This is a genomic window from Cytobacillus spongiae, from assembly GCF_021390075.1.
The window spans coordinates 1,741,861-1,757,814 of record NZ_CP089997.1; the positions used below are offsets into that span (position 1 = coordinate 1,741,861).

General features: G+C 36.8%; 15 protein-coding genes, 1 tRNA gene and 1 pseudogene. 12 read left to right on the forward strand and 5 right to left on the reverse strand.

Going from position 1 to position 15,954, the window contains the following annotated elements; translation table 11 throughout:
- Positions 1-30: 30 nt before the first annotated feature.
- The 7 genes from tkt to LS684_RS08835 all read left to right on the forward strand — a co-directional run bounded on the left by tkt (position 31) and on the right by LS684_RS08835 (position 8,692).
- Positions 31-2,037 carry a transketolase gene (gene tkt / locus LS684_RS08805; protein WP_233811229.1) on the forward strand — a complete coding sequence of 669 codons (2,007 nt, stop codon included), beginning with the start codon at positions 31-33 and terminating at the stop codon, positions 2,035-2,037.
- Positions 2,038-2,319: 282 nt separating this feature from the next.
- Positions 2,320-2,757, forward strand: coding sequence for a sporulation inhibitor of replication protein SirA (gene sirA / locus LS684_RS08810; RefSeq protein WP_233811230.1), 438 nt, complete (start codon positions 2,320-2,322; stop codon positions 2,755-2,757).
- 86 nt (positions 2,758-2,843) lie between these two features.
- A complete protein-coding gene (locus LS684_RS08815) occupies positions 2,844-3,059 on the forward strand; it encodes a YneF family protein (protein WP_432418804.1) in 216 nt (71 codons plus the stop codon).
- A 233-nt stretch (positions 3,060-3,292) separates the two neighbouring features.
- Positions 3,293-3,799, forward strand: coding sequence for a hypothetical protein (locus LS684_RS08820; RefSeq protein ID WP_233811232.1), 507 nt, complete (start codon positions 3,293-3,295; stop codon positions 3,797-3,799).
- Positions 3,800-3,811: 12 nt separating this feature from the next.
- Positions 3,812-4,693, forward strand: a complete 882-nt coding sequence (locus LS684_RS08825) for a hypothetical protein (protein ID WP_233811233.1) — start codon at positions 3,812-3,814, stop codon at positions 4,691-4,693.
- A 439-nt stretch (positions 4,694-5,132) separates the two neighbouring features.
- Complete coding sequence (locus tag LS684_RS08830; RefSeq protein ID WP_233811234.1) at positions 5,133-6,881, forward strand: ABC transporter transmembrane domain-containing protein; 1,749 nt, start codon at positions 5,133-5,135, stop codon at positions 6,879-6,881.
- A 2-nt stretch (positions 6,882-6,883) separates the two neighbouring features.
- Complete coding sequence (locus LS684_RS08835) at positions 6,884-8,692, forward strand: ABC transporter ATP-binding protein (RefSeq protein WP_233811235.1); 1,809 nt, start codon at positions 6,884-6,886, stop codon at positions 8,690-8,692.
- A 54-nt stretch (positions 8,693-8,746) separates the two neighbouring features.
- Here LS684_RS08835 and LS684_RS08840 read toward each other — a convergent pair whose 3' ends face one another.
- The gene (locus tag LS684_RS08840; RefSeq protein WP_432418805.1) at positions 8,747-8,941 is read right to left on the reverse strand and encodes a Spo0E family sporulation regulatory protein-aspartic acid phosphatase; all 195 of its coding nucleotides are present in this window, start codon (positions 8,939-8,941) and stop codon (positions 8,747-8,749) included.
- Positions 8,942-9,218: 277 nt separating this feature from the next.
- Here LS684_RS08840 and LS684_RS08845 point away from each other — a divergent pair, with 277 nt between their 5' ends.
- From LS684_RS08845 to LS684_RS08855, 3 genes are all read left to right on the forward strand, one after another.
- The gene (locus tag LS684_RS08845; RefSeq protein WP_233811237.1) at positions 9,219-9,926 is read left to right on the forward strand and encodes a cytochrome c biogenesis CcdA family protein; all 708 of its coding nucleotides are present in this window, start codon (positions 9,219-9,221) and stop codon (positions 9,924-9,926) included.
- A gap of 136 nt (positions 9,927-10,062) precedes the next feature.
- Positions 10,063-10,422 (forward strand): response regulator, encoded by a 360-nt coding sequence (locus LS684_RS08850; protein WP_267930400.1) that lies wholly within the window; start codon positions 10,063-10,065, stop codon positions 10,420-10,422.
- Positions 10,423-10,583: 161 nt separating this feature from the next.
- Positions 10,584-11,078, forward strand: a complete 495-nt coding sequence (locus LS684_RS08855) for a CcdC family protein (RefSeq protein ID WP_233811238.1) — start codon at positions 10,584-10,586, stop codon at positions 11,076-11,078.
- Between the two features lie 36 nt (positions 11,079-11,114).
- On the opposite strand, the gene LS684_RS08860 is transcribed toward LS684_RS08855, so the two are convergent.
- Both LS684_RS08860 and LS684_RS08865 read right to left on the reverse strand, forming a co-directional pair.
- Positions 11,115-11,540, reverse strand: coding sequence for a DUF2621 domain-containing protein (locus LS684_RS08860; RefSeq protein ID WP_233811239.1), 426 nt, complete (start codon positions 11,538-11,540; stop codon positions 11,115-11,117).
- A 76-nt stretch (positions 11,541-11,616) separates the two neighbouring features.
- Entirely contained in the window at positions 11,617-12,054 is a 438-nt protein-coding gene (locus LS684_RS08865; RefSeq protein WP_233811240.1) for a GNAT family N-acetyltransferase, read from the reverse strand.
- A 67-nt stretch (positions 12,055-12,121) separates the two neighbouring features.
- On the opposite strand from LS684_RS08865, the gene LS684_RS08870 reads away from it, so the two are divergent.
- Positions 12,122-12,218, forward strand: a tRNA-Sec gene (locus tag LS684_RS08870).
- Positions 12,219-12,335: 117 nt separating this feature from the next.
- Here the strand turns inward: LS684_RS08870 and LS684_RS08875 are convergent.
- Together LS684_RS08875 and LS684_RS08880 are read right to left on the reverse strand one after the other, a co-directional pair.
- Positions 12,336-13,460: pseudogene (locus LS684_RS08875) on the reverse strand (tyrosine-type recombinase/integrase).
- Between the two features lie 117 nt (positions 13,461-13,577).
- Positions 13,578-13,769, reverse strand: a complete 192-nt coding sequence (locus LS684_RS08880; RefSeq protein ID WP_233811241.1) for a helix-turn-helix domain-containing protein — start codon at positions 13,767-13,769, stop codon at positions 13,578-13,580.
- A 529-nt stretch (positions 13,770-14,298) separates the two neighbouring features.
- Here LS684_RS08880 and LS684_RS08885 point away from each other — a divergent pair.
- Positions 14,299-15,939: an ATP-binding protein gene (locus LS684_RS08885; RefSeq protein WP_233811242.1), complete on the forward strand. Its 1,641-nt coding sequence runs from the start codon at positions 14,299-14,301 to the stop codon at positions 15,937-15,939.
- Positions 15,940-15,954: the final 15 nt, after the last annotated feature.

Consider the following 15,954-nt stretch of genomic DNA (forward strand, 5'->3'; position numbering starts at 1 on the left):
AGCTTATAAAGGAAAGGAAGGGTGAATTTAATGTCAGAAAATATCGAACAATTAGCCATAAATTCAATCCGTACATTATCAATCGATGCAATTGAAAAAGCCAATTCAGGACATCCTGGAATGCCGATGGGGGCAGCTCCAATGGCTTATACACTTTGGACAAGAGTTATGAACCACAATCCAAAAAATCCAACTTGGTTTAACCGCGACCGCTTTGTTTTATCAGCAGGTCATGGCTCCATGCTTCTATATAGCCTATTACATTTAACAGGTTATGATCTCTCCATGGATGATATTAAACAATTCCGTCAGTGGGGGAGCAAAACTCCAGGACACCCAGAATTCGGTCATACACCAGGAGTAGATGCAACAACAGGACCTCTTGGACAAGGGATTTCTATGGCTGTTGGGATGGCAATGGCAGAAAGACATCTAGCTGCTGTTTACAATAAAGATCATTATCATATGGTGGATCATTTTACATACACAATTTGTGGAGATGGAGACTTAATGGAAGGTGTTTCTGCTGAAGCAGCATCATTAGCCGGACACTTGAAATTAGGAAAGCTCGTTGTCTTATACGATTCAAATGATATCTCACTTGATGGAGACTTAGATAAGTCCTTCTCTGAAAGTGTGAAAATGCGCTTTGAATCATATGGCTGGCAATATATCCGAGTAGAAGATGGCAACGATGTTGAAGCAATTGCTAGAGCATTAGAAGAAGCAAAGAGTGATGAATCACGCCCTACGATGATTGAAGTGAAAACGGTCATCGGGTACGGTTCACCATCAAAAGCTGGAAAATCGGATGTTCACGGAGCGCCCCTTGGAGAAGTGGAGTTAAAAGCAACAAAGGATTATTACAAGTGGACTTTTGAAGAAGACTTCCATGTACCAAATGAGGTTTACGAACACTTTAACCAGCAAGTGGTTGAAAATGGTGCGAAGAGTGACCAAGAGTGGTCACAAATGCTTGAATCCTACAAAAATGCGTTCCCTGAACTAGGTGAGCAATTCGAAAAAGCAATCAACGGCGAGTTACCAGAAGGCTGGGATCAAGACATCCCTGTATATGAAGAAGGAAAAAGTCTAGCAAGTCGTGCATCGTCTGGAGAAGCACTAAATGCAATTGCAAAGAACCTTCCATCATTTATTGGGGGCTCAGCAGACCTTGCTGGTTCAAACAAGACAATGATTAAAGGGACTGGTGACTTCACACCGTCTTCCTATGAAGGTCGCAATATTTGGTTCGGTGTTCGTGAGTTTGCCATGGGTGCTGCTCTAAATGGAATGGCTCTACATGGTGGAGTGAATGTGTTTGGTGGAACATTCTTCGTGTTCTCTGATTATTTACGTCCTGCGATCCGTCTTGCAGCACTTATGAAGCTACCGGTTACGTATGTATTTACACACGATAGCATTGCTGTAGGTGAAGATGGACCAACACATGAGCCGGTTGAGCAGCTTGCTGCACTTCGAGCTATGCCGAACCTTGGAGTTATTCGTCCAGCTGACGGGAATGAAACGGCAGCAGCATGGAAGCTAGCGGTGGAATCGACAGACAAACCAACGGCACTTGTATTGACTCGCCAAAACTTACCAACGATTAAAGGTACAGATCAAGCAGCATACGAAGGGGTTTCAAAAGGTGGATATGTAGTTTCACCTTCAACAAAAGAGCAAGCAGATGTTCTACTGCTAGCTGCTGGTTCTGAAGTGAATTTAGCAATTGAAGCGCAAAAAGTGTTAGAAAATGATGGAATTCATGCTTCGGTTGTTAGTATGCCATCATGGGATCGCTTTGAAGCTCAATCAAAGGAATACAAAGAAAGTGTGATTCCAAAATCAGTTAAGAAGCGTTTAGCTATCGAAATGGGTAGTAGTCTTGGCTGGCATCGTTATGCAGGTGATGAAGGAGATGTTCTTGGAATTGATCAATTCGGCGCATCTGCACCTGGAGAGAAGATTATGGAAGAGTACGGATTTACAGTAAATAATGTTGTCGCACGTGTGAAAGCATTATTAGAACAATAATAAATGTATCTACTAGGGCACTAGCCATCCGCGCTAGTGCCTTTATTTCGGTCTTGCATCGAATTCTGTGCAGCCTAAGCTCTTGCAGGATTCGGTTGCCAATTAGACAAACCATTTGCCTTGGAAAAAGCAACTAGTTTCTGTAGAAAAGTATCCCTTTTCAACCGAAATGAGGAATTCGACAAAAAAAGTAGAAGTTCACCGACTTTTTAAGACAAACGTCTATCCGAAGTTTCATTATAATGAAACAAAAAGAGGGTTGTCCTAAGAGGGGGGAAGTTGGTGAGAAACTATCAAATCTATTTAATAGAGGAAGAATTTGCGGCGCATTATTTCGGCAGGGAACGTATGTTTTTTCAGCTTTTTCAAGAATTCGAGTATTCAGTTGGCGAAATCAAATCCATTCTATCGAAACAAATTCACTATATTACAAGACCCATCCCAAACCTGAGACTAAACCAGTTTATTCATCAGCAATTGCAAACGAAAAAGGATTTTCGTTCAGAGAATAGTGCATACTATATAGAGCAAGGAATCAGAAGCACGGCAAAGCTCGAATTATTTGACCGCCATTTAATTCTACAAGCAACTGGTAGTTATGATGCTGAAACGGTTTTCTTTGAAGTTCTACGAAAAAGTGAAGAGGCTTTCCTAGCAATTGATTTATATAATGAACGGTTCGGATGGTTAAAACCAATTAAAGAGAGAAAATTTGTCTAAAACATAGGATTTTGCAAAGCAAATATTGTATAATAACCTTTGGTTTAGTACACTGTATGATAGACAACATGAAGGAGGAAGTTTTTATGTGGGATCTTATTCTAGTTGGTATACTAGCACTAATTGCTGGTGTAGCTCTAGGATTTTTCATTGCTCGTCGATATATGATGAACTATCTAAAGAAAAATCCACCAATTAATGAACAAATGTTAAAAATGATGATGATGCAAATGGGAATGAAACCTTCTCAAAAGAAAATCAATCAAATGATGAACGCCATGAACAAGCAGCAGCCTAAATAATTCCTTTTGATATAGGGGTCAATTTTTATTTGTAACCTCATCAAGAGAAAAAAGCGACTTTTCTATTAACGAAAAGTCGCTTTTTTGATTTTCTTATCTTATCTATTTCCCTTTGAACGTTTCTTCTTACTTTCCCACTACTACTCACCTGTATTTTCAGCAATAAAAGATAGGATAGAGAAGCTACCTATGTTATGATATTTTAGAAAATAATGTATAAGGAGGAAATTTTTGTGAAGAAATTATCTTTTCTTTTGTCTGTATGTCTATTGTTTAGTCTGTCGATGTTTCATCCATCTGCTGATGCTGCATGTGGAGGAGTAACTGTCATTGATAATGATAGTTTAACAGATTCAAACGGTTATTCCGGTTCCTGGGTGTATCAATCTGGTCAAGGTAGCTCATTTAATAGTGATCATCGATACCTAGCATCTCCACCTGCGAGTGGATTTGTGTACTATGGTTGGTATACGACACCATGTGAAAATAAGGCTAGAATAGGGGTTTATATATGGAATGCCAACTTCACTAATACAAGCGCTGATTATCGAGGGTTTAACCGTGACAGTAGTGGATCTCTTTATCGCAGCTTTTCAGGTGTATTAAACCAACGTTATGCTGCTGGTGGGTGGAACTATATCGGAGAATCAACAAAAGGAATCAGTCAATTAGAGCTTTTAGTGTTTAAGGAACATAAGGGTGGAACAGGAGCAGATGCGATTAAATTTACCTATCAATAAGGGGGAATAACAATGAAAAGAACATTGATTTCAATAGCCGCTATCATCACTTTTTCGATTATTATGATTTCATCGGGCTTAATTGAGCAAATTTGGGATGGTCAGAAAGATCGTTCGAATAAAGGTGAATCAGAACAAATCGCACATTTGGAAAAAAACATAAGTACAGCCGCTCCTATTCCTGCTAGCTTATCAAAAGAAGCCATTCAAGAAAAAATGTTAAATAGCATCCATTATTTTGATTCCGCAAAAGGCTCTTTTCGTTATACAAGTGAAGCTGCAGGGTTTGATGTTACCGTTGATTATAAAGTCAAGTTAAAAAAGAATGAGGTTGCTTATCAAATCAAGGAGACTAACCATCTGCAGGGAGAATCGTCATATGAGCATGTGTATGAAGAGGGACAAATCTATGACATCTTTCATGACTCAAATGAATTCTTGAAAACGGATACGTTTAAAATTAATGACAAAGGTCCAATTCAGAAGGTTAAGGGAAGCATAAAAACGGTTGCGGGTGGCCAGAAGGAATATTATTACCCTGCTACTTCAATCCAACTAGGTGCAGCTGGAACTTCTCTTCACAGCAAGGAAATTGCACTAGGATTTTTAGAAAATTATCAATTGTGGGACGTGAAGGGGAAAGAAGATTTCTTAGGGCGAAAAGCTTTATTGATTGAAGGTACATTTTCAGAGTATTATCAGAAGAAGCTTAGTGCTTATTCCTATCAATTAATCATGGATGAAGCTACAGGGATTGTCTTCCAGTTGGAAATTCGCTCGACAGACGGAAAGGTTCTCGATTCATTGACTACTACAGACATAAAGATTAATGAAACGGTGTCAATCTCAACAGCTGATGTGAAAAAGACCTATAAGGAAGTTAAGAAAAATTAGCGGGTCCTTTTCAGTTATGAAATGGACAGGCTGTTTGTTCCCTTCTTCGTTTCGAAAGACACCAAGAGTGGTGTCTTTTTTGCTTTAAAGAATCGCGGGGAGTTGGGTGATTTTCGCTCAGTTGCTTGTCTTCCTGGGAGCGTTTGGATGTTGGCTCAAACGCTAATCCCCTAAGTTCTCTTCCGTTTTATTGATTTTGGAGATAGAGTTTTAGAACATACTCTCAATAGATTAGAGGGAAGCGTTCGCCCTAGCCCTCTGAAAGTGTTCCACCATTAGCGAAGAATCCACCACACTGCATTTGTTTTATGTTTTTGGAATACGGGCTTTTGCAACACCTTCTAAATAAAAATTCAAATATGAAAAAATCTTCCTTATTTTTTAAATATTTGATAAACTTAATGAGCAATAGAGGCTTGAAATGTTGGGGGAAATCAGCGTGAAAGTATTTTTAGACTTGATGTGGTTTTTTAAACAAGAGAAGAAGGCATATCTTGGTGGGATTGGATTGCTAATGTTTGTTGCATTGCTCCAATTGATTCCTCCAAAGGCAATAGGAGTTTTGGTGGATCACTTTAAAGAAGGGACGTTAACTAAGGCAGTATTGTTTCAGTGGATCGGCATGCTAATCGTCATCGCCTTCTTAATGTATGTTTTAAGATACTTTTGGAGGATTATGATCTTTGGTTCATCTGTTAAGCTGTCTAAGCTACTGAGAAATAAGTTGTATCACCATTTTACATCATTGTCACAGTCGTTTTATCAACGTCGAAGAACAGGGGATTTAATGGCTCATGCAACAAATGATTTACAAGCCATTCAACAAACAGCAGGTGCAGGTGTGTTAACGCTTGTTGACTCATTAGCAACAGGTGGCTTTGTTATTGTGGCTATGGCTACGACTATATCATGGAAGCTGACACTCATATGCCTGATACCAATGCCATTTATGGCGCTTCTAACCAATTGGTACGGGACTTTATTACATAAACGGTTTCATAAAGCACAAGAGGCATTTTCCTCTTTAAATGACAAGACACAGGAAAGTATTTCAGGGATAAAAGTCATTAAAACGTTTGGACAGGAGAAGGAGGATGTAGAAGACTTTCGAAAGCAATCAGAAGATGTTGTTCAGAAGAATGTGTCTGTTGCGAAAATTGACTCCTTGTTCGATCCTACGATTAATATTATTGTGGGTGTTTCCTTCTTTCTGGCAATTGCCTTTGGTGCGAAATTTGTGCTAAATGGGGAATTAACGATTGGACAGTTAATATCTTTCACTACCTACTTAGGATTATTGATTTGGCCTATGCTTGCGTTTGGGTGGCTGTTTAATATTGTTGAAAGAGGAAGGGCTTCATATGATCGTGTGTCACAGCTTTTAGACGAGAAAGTAGAAATTAAAGATGATCCTAGCGCAGCAGCTGTCGTACCGTCTGGTTCGATTCAATACGCTTTAAAGTCATTTACCTATCCAAATGCTAAAGACCCGTCCTTGTTGAATATTGAATTTAAGTTAGAAAAAGGCCAAACACTTGGTGTAGTTGGAAAGCTAGGAGCTGGAAAAACGACACTATTAAAACTACTTATTCGAGAGTTTGATGATGTAGACGGAGAAATATTATTTGGTGACAAACCATTAAGCTACTATCAAATTAAGAAGCTGAGAGAAGCAATCGGATATGTTCCGCAAGAGCATTTTTTATTTTCGGCATCAATTAAAGACAATATTGCGTTTGCTAGACCTTTTTCTTCGGAAAATGAAGGGATGGCAGCAGCCTCCTTAGCGAATATTCATGAAGATATTTTAGGATTTACAGAGCAATATGAAACAGTGGTAGGGGAACGAGGCGTTTCATTATCTGGAGGACAAAGGCAGCGTATATCGATTGCACGTGCATTGCTATTGAATCCAGAGGTTCTTATTTTAGATGATTCTTTATCGGCTGTTGATGCAAAGACAGAAGAGGCCATTTTGTCTGGCTTAAAGAAAAACCGTGAGGGAAAAACAACAATCATTACCGCGCATCGTTTAAGTGCGATTAAGCATGCCGATTTAATTCTTGTTTTAGATGAAGGAAGAGTCGTTCAAAAAGGAACACATGAGGAGTTAATGAATGAAGAAGGCTGGTATAAGGACATGTACCTGCATCAGCAATTAGAAGAATTAGTAGAGCATGGAGGGTGAACATGGAGAAGACACCTAATTTAGATGGCAAGGAGCAACGAAAGGTATTTTTTAGACTCCTTGCTTATGCGAAGCCACATAAGAAGTCTATTGTTCTAGCCTTTAGTCTTTTACTGGTATCGACGGTAGCAGAAATCATTGGGCCCATTCTAGTGAAAATTTTTATTGATGATTATTTAACCCCTCGAAACCTTGTATATCAGCCGATTGTGACGTTAGCAGCTATCTATATTGGGATTCAGATCATGAATGGGTTTATCGCCTATTTTCAGTTTCTGAAATTCCAAGAAATTGCGTTGAAAATTATCCAGCAGCTGCGGATTGATGTGTTTACAAAGGTACAAAGCTTAGGACTTAGGTACTTTGATCGAACACCTGCAGGGAGTATTGTATCGAGGGTAACGAATGACACAGAAGCAATAAAAGAAATGTTTGTTAGTGTTCTTGTTACCTTTATTCAAAGTGGTGTATTGCTAATTGGTATATTTATTGCCATGTTCACGTTGAACGTTAAGCTAGCTCTATTTTGTTCAACGATTTTACCAATAATTTATGTGATTATCCGTACGTATCGGAAGCTAAGCTCAAAGTTCTATCAGGATATGCGTGAGAGATTAAGTGAGTTAAATGCGAAATTAAGTGAGTCCCTGCAAGGGATGAGCATCATTCAAGTATTTCGCCAAGAGCAAAGACTTCGTGATGAATTTGGAGAAATTAATCAAAAGCATTATAAAGCAGGGATGAAAAATATTAAAGTAGATGGTCTGCTTTTACGGCCTGCGATGGACTTAGTCTATGTGTTTGCTTTAGTCGTAGTTCTTAGCTTCTTTGGAATTACTTCATTTGATAGCCCAATTGAAATCGGTGTTCTTTATGCATTTATTAATTATTTGGATCGTCTTTTTGAACCGATCAACCAAATGATGATGAGGCTTTCTTTGTTTCAACAAGCCATTGTTGCATCTTCACGTGTTTTTACGCTTTTAGACGAAGAAGAAGTGGCACCCAAGCAATTAGGGGAGAAGATAGCTATCCAAGCTGGTGAAATCGATTTTCGAAATGTTAGCTTCTCCTATGATGGTAAGAAGGATGTACTAAAGAACATTTCGTTTACGGCGAAGCCTGGTGAGACCGTTGCACTAGTTGGGCATACAGGAAGTGGGAAAAGCTCGATCATCAATTTAATGATGCGATTTTATGAATTTAATAGAGGGGAAATCACCGTTGATGGAAAGTCAATCAAGACCTATCCGATTGAAGAACTAAGAAGTCAAATGGGTCTAGTTTTACAGGATCCATTCTTGTTTTATGGGACAGTCAAGGATAATATCCGGCTTTACGATCAACAATTAAGTGATGAAGCTATCCAACAGGCGGCAGAGTTTGTTCAAGCACATACCTTTATTGAAAAGCTAGAGAACACATATGATTATAGAGTAGTGGAGAGAGGCTCGACGTTTTCAAGTGGGCAAAAACAGTTAATTGCATTTGCGCGGACGATGGCAACCAATCCGAAAATTCTCGTATTGGATGAGGCGACAGCGAATATTGATACGGAAACGGAAGAGATGATTCAAGTGGCACTGGAGAAAATGCGAAAAGGCCGAACAACCATCGCGATTGCTCACCGCCTGTCCACGATTCAAGATGCAGATCTCATTCTAGTATTGCATCAGGGAGAAATCGTTGAAAGAGGAAATCATCAAGAGCTGCTCGCACAAAAAGGACTCTATCATAAAATGTATCTCCTTCAAAATGGTAGCACGGAAAAGCTTGAAGATGTAGTGAGTGAGGAATTGGCAGAGTATTAAAGGAACAAAATAAAAATACCAGAGGGCTTAATTCAATGAGCCTTACTGGTATTTTTATGATGTGTGCACCTTTTCTATTAATTTTCGGTTATATTCATTCAGAAGAGTGTCAAGTTCTTGGCTATATTTAATTGCCAAAGTTGAGCTAAGTCCATTAATCATAGCGATGTGTATGAGTTCAGCTCGTTTTTTTTCAATTAATGCTAGCAATTCTTGTTTACACACGGCTGATATTCCTTTCGAAATCATTTTCTTTGATTAGTTGTTAAATACTGAAAATATCTAGTAATTATTGTTATGTACTTGTACAGTATAATAGATTTTGGTAATTAATTCAAAAGGAAAATATCATTTCTTGTAAAATAATTTCCTAGTAAGTTCTATAAATACATTAGAAACACTATAATAAGAATGGGTGTACAAATTAACAGAATTCATACACAAAATGTTCACAACTATTCATTATCTTTTTAATTGTAGATTTGTTAGAATGGATGATGAATTGAGTGAATTGGGAGATGTTATCATGTCAGATGTAAATATATTTATTGCCCTAGGAGCAGGCTTCTTGAGTTTCATATCACCTTGCTGCTTACCCTTATATCCTGCGTTCCTTTCCTATATTACTGGAATGTCTGTAGGTGAATTGAAGACTGATAACGCCATGCTTCAGAAGAGAAGCTTACTACATACCATCTTTTTCCTTATTGGATTTTCAATTATTTTTGTCGCCATCGGCTTTACGACATCCTTTGTCGGACAATTTTTTGCGAACTATCGTGATCTAATTCGCCAAATTGGTGCTATCTTTATTATATTCTTCGGTTTAGTAGTTGTTGGATTCTTAAAGCCTGAATTCTTGATGAAGGATCGCCGTTTTGAGTTTAAAAACCGACCATCTGGATATATTGGATCGACTTTTATTGGGATGGCATTTGCTGCTGGATGGACCCCTTGTACGGGCCCGATCTTAATGAGTGTCATAGCTTTAGCAACATCGAATCCAGGTTCTGGAATGATATATATGATGGCCTATTCTCTAGGCTTTGCCATTCCGTTTCTAATCCTTTCGTTCTTTATTGGGAAAATGCAATGGATTCGAAAACACAATCTAATGATTATGAAAATTGGTGGATATATTATGATTGTGATGGGGATTATTCTATTCTTTAACTGGATGACCAGAATTATTTCTTTCTTTTCCAGCCTATTTGGAGGTTTCACAGGTTTTTAGTATTATTATTTTCTTGATATAATAATTTGAGAATTGTATATTTTGATAAGGTACGATATATTAAAGATAATTCCTATCAAAAATTGGTTAATCTATCTTTTTTTGATATTGCTGTGATTGGTTAGGGGGAACAGCTGTGGCAAAGATATTAATCGTTGATGACGCTAAATTTATGAGAATGACCTTGTCTAATATTTTACAAAAGGCAGAACATGAAGTGGTAGGAGAAGGGGAGAACGGAAAGGAAGCCGTTCGTCTCTATCAAGAGGTGAATCCTGACCTGGTCACTATGGATATAACAATGCCTGAAATGAGCGGGCTAGAAGCTGTTAAAGAAATTAAGAAAAATTACCCAGACGCGAAAATTATTATGTGTTCAGCAATGGGTCAACAAAAGATGGTAGTTGAAGCGATTGAAGCTGGAGCAAAAGACTTTATCGTTAAGCCTTTTGATGAAGCTCGTGTACTAGATGCCATCAATCGAGTATTAAGTTAATTTCGGTAGCCATTTAAGACATTGAACTTAAATGGCTATTTTTATTACGCGAAAAAGTTTTTTCTAATCGACGCATTTTAGGATATAATGATAGTTAGTATAAACGATTTTGTTCACTCCCATTAGAGGAGCAAAATTGAAATAAAAAAGGATGAACGAGTATGAACTGGGTTTTACTATCTTCAATAGGTGCCGTTTTTATGGCTTTTTTTGTGATGTTCGTTCGAATGCGTGCGGCCAAGAAACCAGCTACTGCTAAGAAAATTATTTTACCGCCTATTTTTATGAGTACAGGTGCTTTGATGTTTGTGTTCCCGATGTTTCGAGTCACACCTTTAGAAATTGTGGAAGCAGCAGGTGTAGGAATGCTCTTTTCCATTCTCCTCATAAAGACATCCAAGTTTGAGATTCGTGACAATGAAATTTACCTTAAACGTTCTCGAGCTTTCATTTTTATCTTAATTGGTCTTTTAATCGTACGGATTATTGCAAAGCTAGTATTAAGCTCTTCGATTGATTATGGAGAGTTAAGCGGTATGTTCTGGATTCTAGCATTCGGTATGATTGTTCCATGGAGAATCGCGATGTATTTGAATTTTAGGAAGATACACAATGAGCTGCATGGGGCAATAGATACAGATACGAAAATGATATAAAAAAAAGCATCGACTTCGGTCGATGCTTTTTTACGTTTAGAATAGGCTCTCGTAAGGAGAGAGATCTATTTGTTTTTCTGTTAGTTTCTTGCGTAGAAATTTATGGTCCCGTTTGGGTGTGGCTAATATATAGCCGCGAATAATGAGATCTTGATTAATGGAGGAAGATTTTTCATTGATTGCTAGTTCTCCAATTTTCCCTGCAATCTTCTGTCTTGCTACATCACGAAATAATTCGGGCACTGGACTTACGAGATCATCTAGGAGCTCTTTACCACTAGTATCCCAAAGGTGGCGAGTTTCTGTGACAAAATGCTCTTCCCAATCCATATCGGACTTGCCATCCTCTTTCGGTAATCTCTTAAGGAACTTCCGAAACATAAAATATCCACCAATGGCAAAAGAGCCCATCAGCAAGACAACCCAAATTAACATAAACCATGAAAACCAGCCTTGAAGCATATACGTTCACCTACATTACTTATTTCTGTTCTTATTATAGTATCATATCAGCATGACTGACAAGTGAATCAGATGCTTATAAAGTTAGTAAAGCGACGGTTTCGTCATCTAACACTTCTCCAGTCTTCTCAAACCCAAGCGACAAGTAGAGTGCCTCTGCTCCTACATTATCTGGCGTATAGCTAACTTTCAGACTAGTAATATCAGGTTTGGTTCTTAATAGAGTGATTAATTCCTTACTTGCTTCCCTCCCATATCCTTTTCCTTGGTAGGATTCATCGACCATTAGTCGAATTAGCCAGTATTGTTCATCCTCTGGATCTTGACCATACATTAGAAAACCAACCATATGCTCGTCTACATAAATAGCAACAGGGATAAAAGTTGGTTCGAATTTAGATTCAGCTAATGAATAAAGATTCGTAGCAACAAACGCTTGTTGATGGCTTGCCACTTTTAAGTTTACGCATTCCTTCCAGTTTACTTGTGTGACAGCTTCTAAACGAATTGTCATATTTAGTTCCTCCTATAATATTGTTGAAATGTTGAAGTTTTTTTTATATAATATATTAGTGTCTCATGGGGCTGATTGTGGTGCTGGTGCCCGCCACGGTCTTCAAAACCGCTTGTGACCTGCGTGCCAGGTTAGCTGGGTTCGATTCCCAGGCAGTCCCGCCAACATTGGTATATAAGGGTTTTTCTTCTACTGTAAATAGTTAGAACAGTGGTTTCTTCTCCAATTATTACTTTCCAGGTGACAAAAAGGTGCCTTATTTGATATTTGTGCCTTAAAATTTATTTAAGAATTTTATCCAAAGTACCAACTGCTAATTCCTCCATTGACTGTGTCACATGTGAATAGATATCCATTGTCACATTGAATCTTGAATGTCCTAGCCTTTCGCTGACTATTTTGGGATGGACATTTTCCTCTAATAATATAGTAGCGTGAGAGTGTCTTAAATCGTGAAACCGGATGTCTGGAAGACCAGCAGCTTTTATTGACTTTTTAAGTGCTCTCGAAATTTAAGACTGGGACATAATGTTTCCTGCTGAATTGCAAAAAACTAAATTATGAGGGTTAAATGTTTCGCCAAGCGATGCTTTTCGTTTATCATGTTTGAGTTTGAGTAATTCCAAAAGTCTAGCTAATCCAGTTGTTAACTTTATGCTTCTTGATTTCTTATTTTTAGTCCAGGAGTTAAAGATGCGCTTGCCGTTTGCTTCTGTAATGGTTAGGGATATATATAGTTTCTGTGCTATTAAATCTACATAATCCCACCTTAGACCAATCAATTCACTTTTCCTCAAACCAGTGTGTGCTGCAGCATAAATAATTGGAAAATATATAGGGGATATCTCTCTAGATACTTTTAATAACAAATTAATCTGTACATCAGAATAAGTATGCATTTCTTTTTTTACTGGCTTTGGTGGTTTTGCTGGATTGTGGTCAATGTATTCCCAATCAATAGCATCATTTAAAGCTTTTGAAAGGAGTCTATGATGATGAAGCACTGACTGAGCAGATAAAGCTTTTAATTTAGAAGTATAGTATTCCTGAATGTCTATACCTTTTAATTGTTGAAGTTTGATGTTTCCCAAATATGGATTAATATGTGTTATAATAATCTTTCCATATTCAATATAAGTTTTTGGCTTAGTATTAGTTTTTGCATAGCTTTCTAACCAGTAATCCAAGTAATCTCTCACATTTATATCTGATGATTTTTCAGATTTTGCCTGTCCTTCCGTTGTTTTTAGTTCAATTAACATATCCTCCATCGCTTTTTTTGCATCACTTCTCTTCTTAAAACCTTTTCTTACAATCCTTTTTCGTTTTCCATTAGGGCCTTTTCCATTTTCTAAAACAAAATAGTAATTTCCACTTTTTTCATCTTTTTTAGGGTATCCAGACATTTAAAGTTCCTCCATTATTGGACTGGACACCAAGCATATTTGTACCTCATATTATAATAATAGAAATATTCTATTAATGGAACAATTTACTTGGTATCCGACTTGTTATTTTACAAATCAGGCAGTTATATTTTCACCTTCAAACCATTCCAAGAATGCCTTTATTGGTACCAGGATGCATTTTCCAACATTAACAGTATGGAAAAGATTAGATTTAACCAACTTATACGCTTGGCTACGCCCAATTCCAAGAAATTCCTGGATATCCTTTACTTCTAATACTTCTGGTAGATCATTAGTTTTTTTCAATCTATAGTACTCCTTTCAATTCTCATGATTAATATCTCGCGTGCTAATTTGATTGAATCGCATAAAGTAAATAGTTTAACAAAAATAAAAAACCCCCAAGTAGAAGTTTGATAAACTATTGAATAACCGAAATGGTATTAATAGTTAATAAAATCTTCATGCTTGGGGTTTTCCCTTGTTATACATGTATTTTATTTTCTGGATCAACTTTATAATAATACTGATATATTTGCACAAACTGGAATTATTGCAAGTAGTTAATAAAACCAATGGACTTTTTCTTTCTTTATATTGAAGATCCTTGTCAAAACTTCAAAGTATTGATAATAAATTGAGTAGTCTTGTAAAATAAAGGTAGTAAGATTATCAAAACTTATGATTATAAGTATTATGCTTCGATTTTTATATATCAAATTCCCATTTTGATTATTGATCTTCCGAAGCAAATAACATATTAGGCGGATTAAATAAATGATGGATAATTAAGAAGAAATCTAATAGGAACTTATCGCGGAAAAAAGGTGATAAAATGAAGACGCCGGGGATTGGAGACCCATACTGGTACGAATGGTACGTAGGTTTAGAAAGAATTATTGAAATGATTAATACTGATAGCAACATTACATATGTTATGTTTCAGTCAGAAGTTCATAATACGATAGATGACGTGGTTGTTGGAGTTGGTAATCAGGAAGAAGTATGCTTTCAAGTTAAACATGAAGTAGGAAATGTAGGGAAGGGCAATCTTACGTTTTCAAAATTAATTGACCCAACTACTAGGGAAAATGGAAGTACTAAGGTCAGTTTAATAAGAGCATTAGCTAGTGGTTGGAATGAAGTAATAGAAAATGAGAGTAAGGTTATAACGCCAGTTTTATATACAAATAGAAATTTAGGAGTAAATAGAACAACAAGAACCTTTAATGGTGAAGAGTATAAAGCTATACCGTTAGAGGAATTTATACAACAAATAAAATCATATGTAGATCAATCAAATTATATAGAAGAAATTGATCGATTAATTGAAGATAAAGATTTAAGAATTCAGTGGAATGAAATTAAAGCATCAATAGGTGAGGATTCTATAGTAATAGATTTTTTAAAATCAGTTGTAATTAGAAGTAATGAAGGTTCATTAGAGGAATTAGAAGATTCGATGCTTAGAACATTACAAAATACTTTTAAATGTAATCTACCAGTAGCAAAAGGATTATTTGATAAGCTTTGTTCTAATTTGAGAATTTGGACAACTACTAGGAGGAAAGATAAAGTAAAAGTAACAATTGAAGATGTATATGATGCTTTAGCAGTAAATTACGATAAAGAGCATGGAGAGCATGAATTACCTTATCCTGTACCTTTTTTTAAAAGTCGTCAAGAATTCGCTAATACGGTAATTGGCAATATCAAAGATAAAGGTCAAAAAGTATTATGGATATCTGGTGAGCCGGGAAGTGGAAAAACTAGCCTTTTAAGTTATATACAATTAAATCATAAACTTTTTAAAGCTAGATATCATACGTTTAAACCTATTTCACCTGAACAAAGGTTTTATGATGTTGATTCTGGACTAAGTAAACCTGAATTTCTTTGGAATGACTTATTGATTCAATTAAGAAAATATTTTAAGGGAGAGCTAAAAAAATATAATATTCCTGTTACTAACTCGTTATGTTCTGTTGAGCAAATGAGAAATGAAGTAATTCGTTTAGCACAGCTATTATTTAACAAAACTGGTGAAAAGGTTATCATTTGCATAGATGGTATTGATCATGTAGCGAGAGCAAATAATGAGATAACTTTTTTGCATAGCTTATTAAGCCCTAATGAAATTCCAGAAGGTGTAGTATTTGTAATTGTTGGACAACCTGCTCAATTATACTACCGATTTCCAATCTGGTTAAAAAATGGAACAGAACTGGAGAGCTGGAATGAAAAGTGCCTTGCCTGGCTTGAAAGAACAGGCAACCAAAACGTACATAACACGACAAAAAAGAGACCGGCTGAAGTGCACGCCCTGGAAAAGCAACACTCAAGACCAGTCTCATCCCTGCTCTCTATTGAGAGCAACCTAAATAACAGAATAACAAGGACTGTCCATAAGGACAATGTAATTAAATACATCAAACCGATATTCCCTGCCGCTCGGAACCTTCCGGCCAAAGGGTGACAATACCGTTTATAT